This window comes from Thalassospira australica (assembly GCF_044790785.1).
GTDB classification, from domain to species: Bacteria; Pseudomonadota; Alphaproteobacteria; order Rhodospirillales; family Thalassospiraceae; genus Thalassospira; species Thalassospira australica_A.
This window is the reverse complement of sequence record NZ_CP085258.1, coordinates 2201927-2220362: the sequence shown is the minus strand read 5'-3', so window position 1 is coordinate 2220362 and position 18436 is coordinate 2201927. Positions and strand designations below refer to the sequence as shown.

The 18436-nt window shown below is 55.9% G+C and carries 17 protein-coding genes; 11 read left to right on the top strand and 6 right to left on the bottom strand.

Going from position 1 to position 18436, the window contains the following annotated elements; genetic code table 11:
• Positions 1 to 21: 21 nt before the first annotated feature.
• The 10 genes from LG297_RS10650 to LG297_RS10605 are packed head-to-tail and all read left to right on the top strand — an operon-like array spanning position 22 to position 10034.
• Entirely contained in the window at positions 22 to 1185 is a 1164-nt protein-coding gene (locus LG297_RS10650; protein ID WP_404426877.1) for a 1-deoxy-D-xylulose-5-phosphate reductoisomerase, read from the top strand.
• A 43-nt stretch (positions 1186 to 1228) separates the two neighbouring features.
• Positions 1229 to 2332, top strand: coding sequence for an RIP metalloprotease RseP (rseP, locus tag LG297_RS10645; protein ID WP_404426876.1), 1104 nt, complete (start codon positions 1229 to 1231; stop codon positions 2330 to 2332).
• 26 nt (positions 2333 to 2358) lie between these two features.
• A complete protein-coding gene (bamA, locus tag LG297_RS10640) occupies positions 2359 to 4653 on the top strand; it encodes an outer membrane protein assembly factor BamA (protein WP_404426875.1) in 2295 nt (764 codons plus the stop codon).
• The gene (locus LG297_RS10635; RefSeq protein WP_404426874.1) at positions 4653 to 5237 is read left to right on the top strand and encodes an OmpH family outer membrane protein; all 585 of its coding nucleotides are present in this window, start codon (positions 4653 to 4655) and stop codon (positions 5235 to 5237) included. The genes bamA and LG297_RS10635 overlap by 1 nt, the downstream gene beginning before the upstream one ends.
• Positions 5237 to 6256: a UDP-3-O-(3-hydroxymyristoyl)glucosamine N-acyltransferase gene (gene lpxD, locus LG297_RS10630; protein ID WP_404426873.1), complete on the top strand. Its 1020-nt coding sequence runs from the start codon at positions 5237 to 5239 to the stop codon at positions 6254 to 6256. Before LG297_RS10635 ends, lpxD begins: the two co-directional genes overlap by 1 nt.
• An 11-nt stretch (positions 6257 to 6267) precedes the next feature.
• A complete protein-coding gene (gene fabZ, locus LG297_RS10625; protein WP_404426872.1) occupies positions 6268 to 6717 on the top strand; it encodes a 3-hydroxyacyl-ACP dehydratase FabZ in 450 nt (149 codons plus the stop codon).
• A 2-nt stretch (positions 6718 to 6719) separates the two neighbouring features.
• Positions 6720 to 7523 (top strand): acyl-ACP--UDP-N-acetylglucosamine O-acyltransferase, encoded by an 804-nt coding sequence (lpxA, locus tag LG297_RS10620; RefSeq protein ID WP_404426871.1) that lies wholly within the window; start codon positions 6720 to 6722, stop codon positions 7521 to 7523.
• Positions 7504 to 8361 (top strand): LpxI family protein, encoded by an 858-nt coding sequence (locus LG297_RS10615; protein WP_404426870.1) that lies wholly within the window; start codon positions 7504 to 7506, stop codon positions 8359 to 8361. Before lpxA ends, LG297_RS10615 begins: the two co-directional genes overlap by 20 nt.
• Positions 8354 to 9547, top strand: a complete 1194-nt coding sequence (gene lpxB / locus LG297_RS10610; RefSeq protein ID WP_404426869.1) for a lipid-A-disaccharide synthase — start codon at positions 8354 to 8356, stop codon at positions 9545 to 9547. The genes LG297_RS10615 and lpxB overlap by 8 nt, the downstream gene beginning before the upstream one ends.
• 46 nt (positions 9548 to 9593) lie before the next feature.
• The gene (locus LG297_RS10605; RefSeq protein WP_404426868.1) at positions 9594 to 10034 is read left to right on the top strand and encodes a VOC family protein; all 441 of its coding nucleotides are present in this window, start codon (positions 9594 to 9596) and stop codon (positions 10032 to 10034) included.
• Between the two features lie 75 nt (positions 10035 to 10109).
• Here the strand turns inward: LG297_RS10605 and LG297_RS10600 are convergent, their stop codons facing one another.
• Positions 10110 to 11417 (bottom strand): citrate synthase, encoded by a 1308-nt coding sequence (locus tag LG297_RS10600; protein WP_404426867.1) that lies wholly within the window; start codon positions 11415 to 11417, stop codon positions 10110 to 10112.
• 110 nt (positions 11418 to 11527) lie between these two features.
• Positions 11528 to 12937, bottom strand: a complete 1410-nt coding sequence (gene gltX / locus LG297_RS10595) for a glutamate--tRNA ligase (protein ID WP_404426866.1) — start codon at positions 12935 to 12937, stop codon at positions 11528 to 11530.
• A gap of 321 nt (positions 12938 to 13258) precedes the next feature.
• Here gltX and LG297_RS10590 point away from each other — a divergent pair, with 321 nt between their 5' ends.
• Positions 13259 to 15196 carry a ComEC/Rec2 family competence protein gene (locus tag LG297_RS10590; protein WP_404426865.1) on the top strand — a complete coding sequence of 646 codons (1938 nt, stop codon included), beginning with the start codon at positions 13259 to 13261 and terminating at the stop codon, positions 15194 to 15196.
• A 53-nt stretch (positions 15197 to 15249) separates the two neighbouring features.
• On the opposite strand, the gene lexA is transcribed toward LG297_RS10590, so the two are convergent.
• The 4 genes from lexA to trpD all read right to left on the bottom strand — a co-directional run bounded on the left by lexA (position 15250) and on the right by trpD (position 18433).
• The gene (lexA, locus tag LG297_RS10585) at positions 15250 to 15957 is read right to left on the bottom strand and encodes a transcriptional repressor LexA (protein WP_404426864.1); all 708 of its coding nucleotides are present in this window, start codon (positions 15955 to 15957) and stop codon (positions 15250 to 15252) included.
• A 147-nt stretch (positions 15958 to 16104) separates the two neighbouring features.
• Positions 16105 to 16605 (bottom strand): cyclic pyranopterin monophosphate synthase MoaC, encoded by a 501-nt coding sequence (gene moaC, locus LG297_RS10580; protein WP_404426947.1) that lies wholly within the window; start codon positions 16603 to 16605, stop codon positions 16105 to 16107.
• Positions 16605 to 17402 carry an indole-3-glycerol phosphate synthase TrpC gene (gene trpC, locus LG297_RS10575; RefSeq protein ID WP_404426863.1) on the bottom strand — a complete coding sequence of 266 codons (798 nt, stop codon included), beginning with the start codon at positions 17400 to 17402 and terminating at the stop codon, positions 16605 to 16607. The genes moaC and trpC overlap by 1 nt, the downstream gene beginning before the upstream one ends.
• Positions 17399 to 18433, bottom strand: a complete 1035-nt coding sequence (gene trpD, locus LG297_RS10570) for an anthranilate phosphoribosyltransferase (RefSeq protein ID WP_404426862.1) — start codon at positions 18431 to 18433, stop codon at positions 17399 to 17401. Before trpD ends, trpC begins: the two co-directional genes overlap by 4 nt.
• Between the last annotated feature and the right edge of the window lie 3 nt (positions 18434 to 18436).

The window sequence follows — 18436 nt, the reverse complement described above, 5'->3', positions numbered from 1 at the left end:
AATCCGCGAAGCTGGTGTTTGATGACAGTTAAGAAAACAGTCTGTGTGCTGGGAGCTACCGGGTCGGTCGGTTGCAGCACGGTAGACGTCCTGAAGGCACATTCCGACAAATACGCAGTTGATGCTGTGACAGCCCATTGCAATGTCGATGCATTGGCAAAATCCGCCATCGACCTTGGCGCCGCAATGGCGGTTATTGCCGATGAAAGCCGCTATCGGGACCTGAAATCGGCACTTTCCGGGACGGGGATAGAAGTTGCCGCGGGCACCGATGCGCTGGTCGAGGCTGCGTCGCGCCCGTCGGATATCGTGATTGCGGCGATCATCGGGGCGGCGGGCCTCAGGGCGACACTGGCGGCCATACGGCGCGGTGCCAGGGTGGGGCTTGCCAACAAGGAAACACTGGTATGTGCCGGTGATCTGATGATGGCGGAAGTCGCGAAATACAACGCGACACTGATCCCGGTCGATTCAGAGCATAGTGCGATTTTCCAGGTTCTTGAACAAAAGTCCGTCGACAAGGTTGACCGCATTCTTTTGACGGCATCGGGCGGACCGTTTAGGGAATGGTCGCTTGAGGATATGAAATCGGTATCGCCAAAGCAGGCGCTGGCCCACCCCAACTGGGATATGGGGGCAAAGATTTCGATTGATTCGGCGACCATGATGAACAAGGGCCTTGAACTGATCGAGGCGTGCCGCCTGTTTCCGGTGCCCGAGGACCGTATCGAGGTTGTGGTCCATCCGCAGTCGGTCGTGCACAGCATGGTGGAATATTCCGACGGGTCGGTACTGGCGCAATTGGGATCGCCCGATATGCGCACACCGATTGCCTATGCGCTTTCGTGGCCGGAAAGAATACGGGTTGATGTAGCGCGTCTTGATTTTGCCACGATCGGGCAGTTGAACTTTACCTCGCCGGACGTGAAGCGGTTCCCGGCGCTTCGTCTGGCAAGGGAAGCCTTGCAGGCGGGGGGCACGGTGCCGACGGTTCTGAATGCCGCAAATGAAATTGCCGTTGGTGCGTTTCTGGGGGGTAAGGTCACATTCCTTCAGATTGCCGATACGGTCGAGCGGATGATGAATAAAATTGTCACATCGCCATTGAGAGACCTTGATCAGATGTTCGATCTTGATGATATGGTGCGTCGCGAAACTCTCGAGCTGATCGAAACCGGCTGCTGAATGCTGAAATTGCGGGTTACGCCCCGAAACAGGAACGTCTTTTATGGAAACCCTTCTTGCCTTTTTGTTTGTTCTTTCGGTTCTCGTGTTTGTTCACGAATACGGGCATTACTGGGTTGCGATCCGCAATGGCGTGAAGGTTGAAGCGTTTTCGATCGGCTTTGGGCCGGAGCTTTTTGGCTGGTACGACAAAAAGGGGACGCGCTGGAAGGTCAGCCTTCTGCCGCTGGGCGGCTACGTTAAAATGTTTGGCGACATGAACCCCGCCAGTGTTGGCCAGCGTGACGATCTTGACGATGAAGATCGCAAACATGCCTTCCATCACAAGGGGCTGGCGGCCCGTGCGGCGATTGTTTTTGCCGGTCCGTTGGCGAATTTCCTGTTTGCCATCGTTGTTTTCATCGTTCTTTTTGCCGCTGTGGGCCAGCAGCGCGCCCTGCCGGTGGTGGGCGAGGCGGTTGATGGCAGCCCGGCGGCCGTGGCCGGGCTTCTGCCCCAGGACCGTGTCGATGCCATTAACGGGCAGTCTATCGAATGGTTCAGCGAGCTGTCCGACATTATCCGGGCCAATGCAGGGGTGCCGGTTTCTCTTTCGGTTTTGCGTGACGGACAGCAAATCGACATCACGGTCACACCGGAAGCGGTTTCGTCCGGCGAAGGCGATAATGTCGAGACGTTCGGGCGTCTTGGTGTCACAGCCGGGGCGTTTGAAACCCAGCGTGACGGAATTATCGATGCGACGGGCAAGGCATTTACATCGACTTACAGTCTGATTGCGCAAACACTGAGCGCGATTGGCGAAATGATTTCAGGTGATCGCGACAGTTCCGAGCTTGGCGGCCCGATCCGGATTGCCCAGATGTCGGGCGAGGTTGCCGAGGGCGGCATTGGCCCGCTTCTGTTCTTTATGGCCTATCTTTCGATCAGCCTTGGGTTGATCAACCTGATGCCTGTTCCGGTTCTGGATGGTGGACATCTGGTATTTTATGCTATTGAAGCCATTCGCGGTAAACCCTTGGGCGCAAAAGCACAAGAATATGGTTTCCGTCTTGGTGCGGGTTTGGTATTCAGCTTAATCATCTTTGCAACTTGGAACGACCTGACGCAATTGGGCGTCTGGAATTTCTTCAAAGGCCTGGCAGGCTGATGATAGACGGCATCAGGGGGTTGAACTTGCTGCGTAATGTAAAAGCGGCTGCTTTGGCGGCAGTCTTGCTTGGTGGAACCGCGCCAACCATAATTCCGATGGTGGCCTACGCCCAGGGCACCGGGGTTATTCGCGACATCGAGGTCGATGGCAACAACCGTATCGAAAGTGCGACGGTTAATGCCTATCTGTCGGTGAAGGAAGGCGACCTTTATGATCCCCAGAAAATCAACGAATCGCTGAAGTCGCTGTTTTCAACCGGTCTTTTTGCCGATGTGACGATCGGATTTGATCAGGGCGTTCTGAAAATCAATGTTGTTGAAAACCCGATCATCAACCGGATCGCGTTCGAGGGGAATTCCCGACTGCAAGATGATGCGCTTGGGGCCGAGCTTCAGTTGCGCCCGCGTGTCGTTTATACCCGGACCAAGGTGCAGGCCGACGTTCAGCGTATTCTTGATCTGTATCGTCGTTCCGGGCGTTTTGCCGCCACGGTCGAGCCCAAAGTCATTCAGCTTGAACAGAACCGTGTCGACCTTGTCTTTGAAATTGACGAGGGCGAAGCGACCGGTGTGCGCAAGATCAACTTCGTTGGCAACAAAGCGTTTGATGATGGTGAATTGTCCGAGGTTATCCGGACAACCGAGAGCGCCTGGTGGAAAATCCTGACCGCAGACGATAACTATGATCCGGATCGCGTCACGTTTGACCGCGAATTGCTGCGGCGATTCTATCTGTCGGCGGGGTATGCCGATTTTCAGGTGCTGTCGTCGGTTGCCGAACTGACGCCGGATCGTTCCGACTTCTTCATCACCTATACTGTAAGCGAAGGCGAGCGTTACCGGTTTGGCGATATCAATGTCGTATCGCAGATCGACAAGATCGATACCGCGACATTGACGCCGCTGATCGAGATTGAAAAAGGTGACTGGTACAATGCCGACCTTGTCGACGATGCCATTGATGCCCTGACCACCAGCATCGGTGACCAGGGTTATGCCTTTATCGATATTCGCCCGAATATCCAGCGGGACCGCGAAACCGGCGTCATCAATATCACCTTTACGATTGCCGAAGGTCCGAAGGTTTATGTCGAACGCATCGATGTGGTCGGCAACGTCCGTACCCTTGATGAAGTGGTACGTCGTGAATTCCGCCTTGTTGAAGGGGATGCGTTTAGCAGTTCGAAACTGAAACGTTCACGCCAGCGCGTTGAAAACCTGAACTTCTTTAAAACGGTTGATGTGAAAACGCTTCCGGGTAGCGCACCCGATCAGACGGTTCTTGAGGTCGATGTCGAAGAAAAATCGACCGGCGAGTTTTCCATCGGTGCCGGTTACGGCACGGATGACGGGGCGTTTGGTCAGGCCGGTATCCGCGAACGCAACCTGCTTGGCAAAGGGCAGGATTTGCGCCTTGGCTTTACGCTTGGCTCCTCGAGCCAGCAGATCGATCTGTCCTTTACCGAGCCGTACTTCCTTGATCGCGATGTGAGTGCCGGTTTCGACCTTTATCGCCGTGAAGAAGACAACCAGGACGAAAGTTCGTACGACGAGAAGCAAACCGGTATCGGTCTGCGTTCCGGTTTCCGTTATTCCGAAACCCTGTCGCAGTCCGTGCGCTATGGCTTTGAAGTGAACGAATATTCCGATATCGATGACGATGCATCGCGCCTGCTGCGCGAGGAAGATCCGGAATTTTCCGAATCCACGATCGGTCAGACGCTGACCTATGATCAGCGTGACAGCACGATTTCGCCGAAGGAAGGCTACTTCATGCAGCTTTCAAACGATTTCGCCGGTCTTGGCGGGTCGGAAACCTATCTTCGCACGCGTGTGAATGGCGGGTATTACTATCCGCTTGATCGTGAAAAAGAATGGGTGCTGTCGACCAAAGGTTCGACGGGGTATATCTTTGGTATTGGCGACGATACCCGTATTTCCCAACGATTCTTTACCGGTGGTTCGAACCTTCGCGGTTTTGAATCTGCCGGTGTCGGTCCGCGCGATGTTGAGACGACCGATGCGGTTGGGGGCAAATTCTTCTATACTGGTACGGTACAAATGGACTTCCCGTTGGGACTGCCGTCCGAATTTGCCCTGACGGGGCGCGTGTTCAGTGATTTCGGTTCTTCGGAGGGGGTTGATGGAGCAAGGCCCGGAGAAATACACGACGAGGGATCGCTCAGGGCGTCGGTAGGTATTGGGGTAGGCTGGGAATCGCCGTTTGGCCCGATTGGTGTTGACCTTTCGCAGGCCTTTCTCAAAGAAGACTACGACAAAGAGGAAGTGTTCCGTTTGAATTTCGGAACCAGATTCTGATGAAAATGATGAAATCAATCCAGACTGCTATTGCCGCAATTGCGATGACATTTGCGCTCGGTGCCATGACTGTTGCCTCTGCCCAGGAGAATAACGGCTCCGAGGAAACCAGGGCCGTTGTCATGATCGTTGATTTTGAGGGTATCATGCGTGAGGCATCCGCCATGCAGGATATGACAAAACAGATCAAAACGCGCCAGGAGACCTATCAGGAAGAAATCGAAAGCCGACAGCAGGCCCTGCGGAAGGAAGAGCAGGAAATCGCCCAGCAGCGAACCCTTCTGTCTGCCGATGTCATTCAGCAAAAACAGAAAGAGTTTCAGCAGAAAGTTGCCGATTTTCAGAAGTTTGCCCAGGGACGCAACCGCATCCTTGACGAGGCGCTTAATGAATCGCGCGTGAAGTTCCAGAAGACGCTGATCGAGGTGATCGCCGACGTTGCCGAAGAGCGCAATGCGACGCTGGTTCTGCATAAAAGCCAGGTGATCCTTCATGCCAATGCCATGGATGCGTCCAAGGAAGTGTTTGACCGGGTGAACGAGGCAATCCCGACCCTTACCGTTGAGTTCAAGGAAGCGTCCTGATGGCGGATTCCCGGTTTTTCAAACGCAAGGGACCTTTCAGCGTTCGGGAAATTGCCGAATTGACCGGTGCGGAACTTGTCAATGCGCCCGATCCTGCGCGCATGTTCGACGATGTTTCTCCGTTGCAGAATGCAGATGCCAAAATCCTGAGCTTTTTCGACAATCGCAAATATCTTGATGCGTTTGCCGTCAGTTCCGCAGGCGGGTGTTTTGTGCGACCGGAATTTGCCGACCGTGCACCCAAGGATATGGTGCTGTTTGCAACCAGCGATCCGTACCGTGCCTATGCCAAGGCGGCCACGGCCTTTTATCCGTTTGAAGAGGCCAGCGGGGTAGTTTCGCCTCATGCTGTTGTTGCCGCATCAGCCAAAATCGGCAAAGGCGTCCAGATCGATGCCGGGGCGGTTATCGGCGAAAATTGCGAGATTGGCGACGGTGTCATTATCGCCAGCAATGCCGTGATCGGCGACGGCGTTATTATTGGCGCGGGAAGCAAGATCGGGGCAGGATCAACCATCAGCCATTGCCTGATTGGCAATCTGTGCCTGATTTATCCGGGCGCGCGCATTGGCCAGGACGGTTTTGGTTTTGCCATGGGGCCACAGGGGCATCTTAAAGTGCCGCAGCTTGGCCGTGTTGTCATCGGGAACGATGTCGAAGTCGGGGCCAATTCAACAATCGACCGGGGTGCCGGGCCCGATACGGTGATCGGCAATGGCTGCCGTATCGACAACCTTGTCCAGATCGGCCATAACGTCGAACTTGGCATGGGGTGCGTTATCGTTTCCCAGGTCGGGATTTCGGGATCGACGAAGCTTGGCAATTTTGTGGTTGCCGCCGGGCAGGCCGGCATTACCGGTCATCTTGAAATTGGCGATGGCGCGAAGATCGCGGCACAATCCGGTGTGATGAGGAATATCGGCGCGGGCGAGACCGTTGGCGGAAGCCCCGCGGTGCCGGTTATGGAATATCATAAACAAACCGTCGCTTTATCGCGGTTAATACGGAAAAAGAAGTAAGGGCAATACCTATGACCGAAATGGTGAATGTTGATATTCAGCGCATTATGGAAATGATTCCGCATCGTTATCCGTTCTTGCTGATCGACAAGGTTGTTGACATTACCATCGACGAATCTGCTGTCGGCATCAAGAATGTGACGATGAATGAGCCGCAATTTACCGGTCATTTCCCGCAGCAGCCGATCATGCCCGGTGTTCTGATCATTGAAAGCATGGCCCAGACCGCAGCGATCCTTGTTGTCCAGACGCTTGGCGAGGATGCCGAAGGCAAGCTGGTTTATTTCATGAGCATCGACAATGCGCGGTTCCGCAAGCCGGTTGTGCCAGGTGACGTCATGCATATTCATGTGAAGAAAAAACAGAGCCGTGGCCCGGTCTGGAAGTTTGAGAGTGAAGTCCGCGTAAACGATCAGGTCGTCGCAGAAGCTACCATCGCCGCGATGATCCGGGGCAACTGATAATGTCAAAAGTGCATCCAACCGCCATTGTCGAAGACGGCGCCCAGATTGGCCAGGATGTAGAAATCGGTCCGTACTGTGTTGTCGGTCCGCAAGCGGTTCTGGGTGATCGCGTCAAGCTGCACAGCCATGTCGTGGTCGCCGGAATTACGTCAATCGGTGAGGACAGTACGGTCTTTCCTTTTGCGTCGGTTGGTCATGCACCGCAGGATTTGAAATTCAAGAACGAACCGTCGCGTCTGATCATTGGCAAACGCAACAAGATCCGCGAAGGGGCAACCCTTAATCCCGGTACAGAAGGTGGCGGGATGGAAACCACGATTGGCGATGATTGCCTGTTTATGGCGGGCGCGCATGTCGGTCATGACTGCCATATCGGCAATCATTGCATTCTGGTCAATAACGGGACGCTTGCCGGCCATGTCATGGTCGACGATTTTGCAATTGTCGGCGGTCTTTCGGCGGTGCATCAGTTTGTCCGCATTGGCAAACACGCGATGATCGGCGGCATGACCGGTGTTGAAAGCGATATCATTCCTTATGGTTCGGTGATCGGTAATCGTGCCTATCTTTCGGGGCTTAACCTTGTCGGGTTGAAGCGCCGCGGATTTGACCGCGAGACCATCCATGCGCTTCGCAAGGCGTATCGTCTTTTGTTTGCACAGGAAGGTACGCTTGCCGAGCGGGTCGAGGAAGTCTCGAAAGATTTCGAGGACGTCGGTCCGGTCATGGAAATCATCAGCTTCCTGAAAGCGGAAAGCATGCGTTCCGTATGTACGCCGAAATATGACAGCTCCGCAGGATAACCCCGCAACAAAGCTTGGTATCATTGCCGGGGGTGGTGCGCTTCCTGCCCGTTTGGCTGCTGCTGCGACGGCTGCCGGGCGGGCTGTTTTTATCGTGAAGCTTGATGCGCATGCCGATGATCCGGCACTTGACGCATATCCCCATACGTCGCTTCGCATCGGGGCGGCGGCCAAAATCCTTGATCGCCTGAAATCCGAAGAATGTCGTGATGTTGTCCTTGCGGGCAAGGTCGCGCGCCCGTCATTTGCATCGATCCGGCCCGATTGGCGGGCGGCGAAACTGCTGATGAAAGTCGGGATGAAGTCGCTTGGCGATGACGGGTTGCTGCGTCTGGTGGCCGGTGAACTTGAACGTGACGGTTTCCATCTGGTGGGTGCACACGAGATTTTGGGCGACCTTGCCGTTCCGGAAGGCATTCTTGGCAAGGTGAAACCGGACGCGCAGGCGATGGCCGATGCACAGCACGGACTGAGCGTTGCGCGGATTTTGGGGGCGGCAGATGTCGGGCAGGGCTGTGTCGTGCAGCAGGGGCTTGTGTTAGCACTTGAGGCCATCGAGGGCACGGACGAGATGATCCGCCGGTCTGCCGATTATCGCCGCGAGGGTGTTGGCGGTGTTCTGGTGAAATCATCAAAGCCGCAGCAGGATAAACGCCTTGATCTGCCAGCGATTGGGGTTTCAACCGTGGAGAACGCGCATAGTGCCGGATTGCGCGGGATCGGATTGCTTGCGGGGGGCACGATGATCATTGATCGCGAGAAAACCGTTAAGCGTGCCGACGCACTTGGATTGTTCATTGTCGGTCTTTCAGTGCAGGAACCGGCACAGGATGAATAAGCCCGATATCCCGACCCCGAAAATCATGCTGGTTGCGGGCGAGGCATCCGGTGATCAGCTTGGTGGTCGGTTGATGGCCGCGATCAAGGCGCGTCATCCCGAAACCCGTTTTATTGGTGTTGGTGGCCCGCGCATGACGGGCGAGGGGCTTGAGAGCCTGTTTCCGATGGACGAGATGTCGGTCATGGGGCTTGCCGAGGTCCTGCCGCATATTCCGCATTTACTGAAACGCATCCGCCAGACGGCGGAATATGCGATTGAACAGCAACCCGATGTGGTGATCACCATCGATGCCCCGGATTTCAGTTTTCGCGTTGGCAAGAAGCTGAAAGGCAGGGGCATTCCGCTGGTGCATTATGTGGCACCGTCGGTCTGGGCATGGCGGCCGGGGCGGGCAAAGAAGATTGCGGGTTTTCTTGATCATTTGCTGGCGTTGCTGCCATTCGAGCCGCCCTATTTCGAGCGGGTCGGGCTTCCGACCAGCTTTATCGGGCATTCTGCGGTCGAGGAACGGCATGGCGGCGATGCCGGGCGGTTCCGGGAGCAGCACGGCATTGCACCGGATTGCAAAATACTGACCGTGCTTCCGGGCAGTCGTAATTCGGAAGTCACCCGTCTGTTGCCGGTTTTCCGTGATGTGTGCGAACGGCTGGCCGGGGATTTTCCCGATGCCCGTATCGTTGTGCCGACGGTGAGCAAGGTCGCGCAGGTTGTGAGTGATGCGGTTTCCGACTGGCCGCTGCGCCCGATTGTTGTTACCGGGGATCAGGACAGACGTGATGCGTTTGCCGCGTCCCATGCGGCCCTTGCGGCATCCGGGACGGTGTCGCTTGAGCTGGCGATCACGGGGGTTCCGCATGTGATCGGCTATAAGTTAAGCCCGATTACGGCATGGATTGCGCGGCGATTGTTGCGGATTGATACGGTGACCATTGTCAATCTGGTGCTGGGCAGGAAGCTTGTGCCGGAATTCCTGCAACAGGATTGCAGGCCGGACCGGATCGTGCCGGTTCTGAAATCGCTTATGGCCGATGGCAAAGGCCGGGCGGTCCAACTTGACGGGTTCGATGCGGCGACAACCATGCTTGGCTTTGGCGATCGGCCGCCAAGCGAGAAGGCCGCGGACGTCATCCTTGAAATCATAGAGAAAAATTCATCGCCCAAGGCTGGCATTCACGCGCAATAACGCATAGTTTGGCGTCATTGACCAATCAATGACGGAGGCATTTCCAATGCGTTATTTGCACACCATGGTGCGTGTCGAGGATATCGATGCATCCATGCGTTTTTACTGCGACCTGCTTGGCATGAACGAAACCCGGCGCATTGAGAGCGAGAAGGGGCGTTTCACCCTGATTTATCTTGCGCCGCCTGCCGATGAAGCCAGTGCAAAGGCCAACAAGGCCCCGGAACTTGAACTGACCTATAACTGGGACCCGGAAAGCTATTCCGGCGGGCGCAATTTCGGCCATCTTGCCTATGAGGTCGATGATATTTACGGGCTTTGCCAGAAGCTGATGGATGCCGGTGTCACCATCAACCGCCCGCCGCGTGACGGCCGCATGGCGTTTGTCCGTTCGCCGGACGGGATTTCCATCGAGTTCCTGCAAAAGGGCGAAAACCTTGCCCCGGCCGAGCCGTGGGCCAGCATGGAAAATACCGGTTCGTGGTAACGCGATAACCGGTTGATCAAAAAGCAAAAAGGCCCGGAATGATCCGGGCCTTTTCTGTATCGGTATTGGCGCAGATTAACGCTTGTCGACCGGAACGAACGGACGTTCGGAAACACCGGTGAACAGCTGGCGCGGACGGCCGATTTTCTGCGACGGATCTTCGATCATTTCTTTCCACTGGGCAATCCAGCCGACGGTACGTGCGACCGCGAACAGCACGGTAAACATGCTTTCAGGGATGCCCATCGCCTTGAAGATGATGCCCGAATAGAAATCGACGTTCGGATAGAGTTTCTTCTCGATGAAGTACTCGTCTTCGCGTGCGATACGTTCGAGTTCCTGCGCAACGTCAAGCAGCGGATCGGAAACGTTGAGTTCCTTGAGAACTTCGTGGCAGGTTTCCTGCATGACCTTGGCGCGCGGATCGTAGTTTTTGTAAACCCGGTGACCAAAGCCCATCAGACGGAACGGATCGTTCTTGTCTTTTGCCTTGTTGACGAATTCCGGGATGTTTTTCACATCGCCGATTTCGTTGAGCATTTTCAGAACGGCTTCGTTCGCACCGCCATGTGCCGGGCCCCAAAGGGACGCGATACCCGCAGCGATACATGCAAACGGATTTGCACCCGAAGAACCGGCCAGACGGACGGTCGAGGTCGATGCGTTCTGTTCGTGATCGGCATGAAGGATCAGGATGCGATCCATCGCGCGCGCAAGAACCGGATTGACGACATAATCCTCGCACGGGTTGCCGAACATCATCTGCAGGAAGTTTTCTGCATAGCCGAGCTTGTTGTTCGGATAACGGAACGGTTGACCGATCGAGTATTTATACGCCATTGCCGCGATGGTCGGCATTTTCGCGATCAGGCGATAGGCCGAGATCAGGCGCTGGTTCGGATCGTTGATGTCGGTGCTGTCATGATAGAAAGCAGACATCGCGCCAACCACACCGCACATGATGGCCATCGGGTGGGCGTCGCGGCGGAAACCGTTATAGAAGTTGCGCATCTGTTCATGCACCATGGTGTGCATGGTGATGTCGTTTTCAAATTGCGCCTTGTCTTTTGCATTCGGCAGGTCGCCGTAAATCAGCAAATAGCAAACTTCGAGGAAATCGGTTTTTTCGGCGAGTTCGTCAATGGCATAGCCGCGGTGACGCAGGATGCCGACATCGCCGTCAATATAGGTCAACTCGGACTGGCAGGAGCCGGTCGAGGTGAAGCCCGGGTCATAGGTGAAATATCCGGTATCGGCGTAGAGTTTCCGAATGTCGATTACAGACGGACCAACGCTACCCTCGATCACCGGCAATTCGATCGACTTGCCAGTGGCGTTGTCGGTCAGTGTCACGGTGTGGGAAGTCTTGGAATTCTGAGCCATGACTGTTTTTCCTTCCCTGTTTGAACGAACACGGTTTTCAAGTTGTGTGCAACATAGTGCTGCGGCGCACAAAGCGCAAATTCAGTGTTTAAGTTTTTTATTTTACGCTGTTATTTCGCATCAAATTTTCGGATGCGTTTCAGCGTTTGGGACTTACCAAGCACAATCATTACTTCGAAGATGCCTGGGGAAGAGTTGGAACCGGTGAGCACGGCCCGCAAGGGCTGCGCGACTTTGCCGAGTTTCTGATCGAGTTTTTCGGCAATGTTGCGAACGCTTGCGTCAACGTTCTCTTCGGTCCAGGTCTCAAGCGCGTCGAGTTCCTTTGCCAGTTCGGCAAACAGGCCTTCGGGGGCGCTATCAATCAGGGACTGAGCTTTCTCGTTAAACGACATGACGCCGTCCGTAACGTAGAAGGCCGAAGAGTCGGCGAGCTCGATGAGTGTCTTGGCTCTTTCTTTAAGCCCTGACATGCCTTTGATCAAGATTTCTTTTTGCGCTGCGTCAATTGCATCGACACCAATCTGTTTTGCGATCAGCGGTGCAATGTCGTTTGCAAGGCGGGTATCGTCTGCCTGACGCAGATAAACGCCATTGAGGTTGGTCAGTTTGGCGAAGTCGAAACGTGCTGCACCCTTGCCAACATCTTTGATGTCAAACCATTCGATGGCCTGTTCCTGCGAGATGATTTCCTCGTCCCCGTGACCCCAGCCAAGACGCAGCAGATAGTTGTTCACGGCTTCGGGAAGGAAGCCCATTTCATCGCGATAGGCATCGACACCGAGCGCCCCATGACGTTTGGACAGCTTTGCACCGTCCGGCCCGTGGATCAGCGGAATATGGGCAAAGGTCGGGACATCCCAACCCATGGCGTCATAAAGCGCCTTCTGGCGAAACGCGTTGGTCAGATGGTCATCGCCACGGATGACATGGGTGATGCCCATATCGTGGTCGTCAACGACGACCGAAAGCATATAGGTCGGTGTGCCATCGCCCCGCAGAATGACGTAATCGTCAAGCTGATCGTTGGCAACGCGGACATCGCCCTGTACCTGATCGGAAATGACGGCATCGCCTTCCTGCGGTGATTTGAGGCGCACGACCGGCTTGACGCCAACCGGGGCGTCGGATGCGTCGCGGTCGCGCCAGGTGCCGTCATATTTCATCGGGCGGCCCTCGGCGCGGGCCTTTTCGCGCATTTCCTGAAGTTCCTGCTGCGAGCAATAGCAATAATAGGCTTTGCCGGCCTTGATCAGTTCATGGGCGACTTCGGCGTGGCGGTCGCGACGGGCGAACTGGAAGGTCGGTTCCTCGTCTGCGGTCAGGCCAAGCCAGTTCAGCCCGTCAAAAATCGCTTCGACGGCTTCGGGGGTGGACCGTTCCCGGTCAGTATCTTCGATGCGCAGCAGGAATTTGCCGCCGGTGTGTTTGGCATAAAGCCAGTTATAAAGGGCGGTGCGTGCGCCGCCGATATGCAGAAACCCGGTCGGAGACGGGGCAAAACGGGTAACAACCGTCATTCACTCTATCCGTTGGCTGGATGTTGTTGCTTGTCGTAATGACTTTTGGCGTGCACGCTATAACACATATGCGGCGGTGTTGCACCACAGCCGATGATAGATAGAAACTGTGCGTCGGGCAGGCTATTGTACATTCGTCGAATAACTCGCAATGGAAATCATAAAAATCAATCTCTTGCGGGATTTATTTCGCAATTTGGATTATTGCTGGCCGAGGGCAGAAATTCCTGGATCCTGTGTTCGGTTATATTCTTCGGGTTGGGATGTGCGGCGTATTTTTCACTTCCCGCGCGCCTTGGTGTTGAACAATCGGGACTGGCGGTGATTCTTTCGCTGTCGGGATTGTGGATTTCGCGACGGTGGGTTTCGGCTTTTTTCGGTTTTTTGCTGCTTGCCGGGTTTTGCGCAGGCTTACTGGTCGCATCGCTTCATCTTGAAACGGCCGCGTCGGGGCTTCCGGCCAAAACGCTTTATATGACCGAAATCGAAGGCGATATCACGCTGCTGGAGCCGCGCGGCGGCAGGATGCGCATGACGGTTGCGCCGGTGCGGATTGATGGGCTGAATCATCGGAGGTTTGACTGGAAGGTTCGTTTGAGCCTTCCGGGCGGGGATGATCTTGCGGTTGGTGACCGGATTGTTGCATCGGCGCGCCTTTTTCCGTTGCGTGCGCCATCGGTGCCGGGCGACCCGGATTTTTCACGGCGGCTGTATCTGGACGGGATTGGCGCGACCGGTTTTGTTTTTGGCCATCAATACCGTGTAACCAGAGCGGCGAATGCGGGTTTTCTGCAACCGTTGTCGGAACGGATCGAATATTTGCGCCTTGCGATTATGGGGGAAATCGACCGCGTTCTGGCATGGCCGGAATCCGGAATTGCCAAGGCGCTGATTGTTGGCGAACGCGGAGATGTCGGTGAGGAGACGGCAGATGATCTGCGCAAATCCGGGCTTGCGCATCTGCTGGCGATTTCCGGTCTGCATATGGGGCTTCTGAGCGGAACGGTGTTCTTTTTTCTGCGGTTCGGACTTGCGGCCATTCCGGTGGTCGCGCTTCGGTTTCCGATCAAGAAATGGGCGGCCATCGGGGCGATGATTGCCGGGGTGATTTATCTTGGCCTGTCCGGGGCGAGTGTTCCGACGCAGCGTGCCTTTATCACCCTGATGATTGTCTGGGTGGCATTGTTGCTGGATCGGCGGGCGATATCGCTACGCCTCGTTGCGGTTGCGGCACTTGTTGTTCTGATATTGCGGCCCGATGCGGTGCTGGGGCCAAGCTTTCAATTGTCTTTTGCTGCGGTAGCGGTGCTGGTGGCATTTTATGACGGGCCGGGGCGGCGATGGTTTGATGCATCGGGGGACCGGACACGATTGTTTCGGCTTTGGCTGTTTTTTGCCGGGCTAGTGATTACCGGCATTCTGGTCACCGCGGTAACCGCGCCGATTATCGGATTTCATTTCGGGCGGATTTCGATGGTCGGGGTTCTGTCCAACCTGATTGCCATTCCGGTGATGGCGTTCTGGATCATGCCGTTGATTGTCGCAACACTTGTCCTGATGCCGTTCGGGGCGGGGGCGTTGCCCCTATGGCTGATGAAGCCGGGTTTGACCCTGCTGATTGAAACGGCCGGTCTTGCTGCTGATCAGGCATGGGGACTTTGGCATGTTGAACAGTTCAGTGCCGTATTTGCCGCCGGTATGATGGTGGCGATTGCCTGGGTTCTGATCTGGCGACAGAACAGGGTGGTCTGGCTTGGTGTTATTCCGCTTTGTATCGCGATTGCGGCGCAAATCCTGTATCGCCCGGCAGATATCCTTGTTTCCGGGGATCAGGAATCCTGGGCGATCCGCGACCGGGAAGCCGACAAGCTTATCCTGCCTGCGGGCATATCGGGCTTTCAGCAATCGGTCTGGATGGCGCGATATGGCATTGCCGATCATGACGCCGGGAATGTGGTCGAGAAATGTGATGGGGCGGTATGCCGGGCGACCGTTGGGGGAAAACGGATTGTTGTTGCCAATGGGCTGGTCAATCCGTTCTATGCCTGCCGTCATGCCGATATCATCGTAAGCCTTAAACGCGATATGCCGCGCGATATCTGCCCGTCCGATGTCACGATCATCGATGATGATCTGTTGTGGTGGCGGGGCGGTGTATCGGTTGCGTTGCGGCCCGACGCAGACCCGGTGATCGAGACGGTGCGTGAGACGTCCGGCACTTGGCCGTGGATTATTATTGGGGGCAGGGTCGTCAAATAAAAACGCCGCCAGACGGGCTGACGGCGTTTCTTTCGGTTTGTTCGGGCATTCTATCAGTATTGGCGCAGAAGGCCGATCAGACGTCCCTGAATGCGGACACGATCAGGCGAGAGCGCGCGTGTTTCATAACGCGCATTGGCCGGTTCGAGCAGGACTTCGCCACGGCCACGTTTCAGGCGTTTCAGGGTGGCTTCGGCGTCGTCGACCAGAGCGACAACGATGGAGCCATCATTGGCCTGTTCGCACCGCTGGATCAGGACGGTGTCACCATCGAGAATGCCGGCATCGATCATCGAATCACCGGAAACCTCAAGCGCGTAATGATCACCGGTTCCCAGAAGCGCTGCCGGGACCTGCACCATCGTGCTTTGATCGCGAAGGGCTTCGATCGGGGTACCCGCCGCGATCCGGCCAAACAGCGGCAGGGAAACGGATTCACCCGATTCCGAAAAGGCCGAAGGCACGGTTGCCGGCCGGTGGCTGGTCTTTCGCGCCGCGGCGATAGAGGTGACATTGTTGGGCGTTTCCGCCGCATCATCATCGTTATTATCGGGAAGGCGCAGGACTTCGAGCGCGCGGGCCCGATGGGCGAGGCGGCGGATAAAGCCGCGTTCCTCAAGCCCGGTAATCAGGCGATGAATGCCGGATTTGGATTTCAGGCTCAGGGCTTCTTTCATCTCGTCAAAAGAGGGCGAGATGCCATGATCGCGAAGGTAATTGTCGATATAGACCAGCAATTCGTATTGCTTGCGCGTCAGCATGATTTTTCCTGAACCAGTAATAAGAACAAACCGAATACATGAATGTTCTACTTTGGTTCTGTTGCGCCGTCAAGCACCAGAAGCCAAAAAATCACCGTTTAAGGGCATTCTTTCGGTCAAGAAACGAAATTTGGATGTTTTCAGGGATCAGTCGGCGGTGAACAGACCCGATTTTCCACCATCTTTGTGGACGACGCGGATATCGGTGATCCGCATGGCCTTATCGACGGCCTTGCACATATCAAACACGGTGAGTGCGGTGACGGAAACCGCGGTCAGGGCTTCCATTTCGACCCCGGTTTTGCCGGTGGTCTTGCAGGTCGCGACAATATCGACCGCGTCGGTATCGGTTGCCAGTTCCAGCGTGACTTCGACCGAGGTCAGGGGCAGGGGATGGCAAAGCGGGATCAGGTCGGGGGTTTTCTTGGCCCCCATGATCCCGGCCAGCTGGGCAATACCAAGAACGTCGCCCTTTTTATGGCCGCGTTCGGCAATCAGCCGGGCGGTTTCTGCCGACATCAGGACACGGCCCTTTGCGATGGCGACGCGCGCGGTATCGGTCTTGGCCGAAATATCGACCATGACAGCGTTACCGGCGGCGTCGATATGCGAAAGTTTGTCTGCCATGCCTGTGTCCTGTTCCGATATCAGGCCGCGAGGCCAAGGATATTGCGGGTGGCGGCGGTGACGTCGTCCTGACGCATCAGGCTTTCACCGATCAGGAAGCATTGTGCGCCGACCTTTGCCATGCGGGCGAGGTCATCGTGGGTGAACAGGCCACTTTCGGCGACCAACATCCGGCTGTTATCGACCATGCCAGCGAGTTCTTCGGTCGTGGTCAGGGAAACTTCGAGCGTTTTCAGGTTGCGGTTGTTCACGCCAAGCAGCTTAGATTTCAGTTTCAGGGCGCGTTCGAGTTCCGGGGCGTTGTGGACTTCGATCAGGACATCCATGCCAAGGCTGTTTGCGGCGTCTTCCAGTTCGGCGGCCTGATCGTCTTCAAGGGCTGCCATGATCAGAAGGATGCAATCGGCACCAAGGGCCCGGGCTTCGGTCACCTGATAGGGATCAAGCATGAAATCCTTGCGCAGTACCGGCAGGTCAACCGCGGCACGCGCCGCGATCAGATAGCTGTCATTGCCCTGGAAATAGGGGATGTCGGTCAGGACCGACAGGCAGCTTGCACCGCCGGCCTTGTAGGCCTGCGCCAGAACGGGCGGATTGAAATCCGGGCGGATCAGGCCCTTGGACGGGGATGCTTTTTTGATTTCGGCAATCAGGCCATAACGGCCATCCGCAACCGATGTTTCAAGCGCCTTGATGAAGCCGCGCGGGGTGGATTGCGATCTGGCGGCTGTTTCGAGGTCGGCAAGCGATTTTCGCGCCTTGCAGGCGGCGATATGGTCGCGTTTGTCGTTACAGATACGTTCGAGTACGTCGCTCACGCTGCGGTCCCCTGATTGGAAATGCGGACAAGTGCCTGCAAGGTTTCGGCGGCTTTGCCGGAATCGATTGCGGCCCGTGCCTTTTCGATGCCATCGGCAAGATCGGTTGCGATGTCGGTAACCACAAGGGCGGCTGCGGCATTCAGCAGAACGATATCGCGATAGGCGCTTTTTTGACCGGCAAGAAGATCAAGAATGGCCTGCGCGTTGGTTTGGGCGTCGCCCCCTTTAAGTGCATCAAGGGTGACGATTTCAAGGCCGTAATCTTCGGGATTGATTTCAAAGGTCGTGACCTCGCCGTTTTTGACTTCGGCGACAAAGGTAGGGCCGGTCGTCGAAATTTCGTCAAGGCCGCTATGACCATAGACAACCCACGCATGTTCGGAACCAAGACGGTTCAGGACATTGGCAATCGGTTCAACCCATTCACGGGCGAAAACACCCATGACCTGCCGTTTTGTTTTGGCCGGGTTGGCCAGCGGACCCAACAGGTTAAAAATCGTGCGCGTGCCCATTTCAACGCGGGTCGGCATCACGTGACGCACGGCGGAATGATGACGCGTTGCCATCATGAAGCACAGATTGATTTCCTTTAGCGCCTTTTCAAGAAGCGCCATATCGGCATCGAGATTGACGCCAAGCGCCAACAGGACATCGGCCGACCCCGATTTTGACGAAGCCGCGCGGTTGCCGTGCTTGGCAACGATGGCCCCGCACGCCGCCGCCACAATCGCCGCCCCGGTCGAGATATTATAGGTGCCGCTGCCATCCCCACCGGTGCCGCATGTATCAACCGCATTGGGTGGGGCGATAATGCCGGTCGCCTTGGAACGCATGACGCGCGCAGCCCCGGTGATTTCATCGACCGTTTCGCCGCGCAGGCGCAGCGCCATCAAGAAAGCCCCCATCTGAGACGGCGTTGCCTGACCGGACATCAGAACGTCGAATGCCTGTTCGGCCTGTTCTTCGTTCAGTTTTTCGCCATTTGCGACTTTGGCCAGGATCGGCTTCAGGTCATATTCAGTCGACATGCG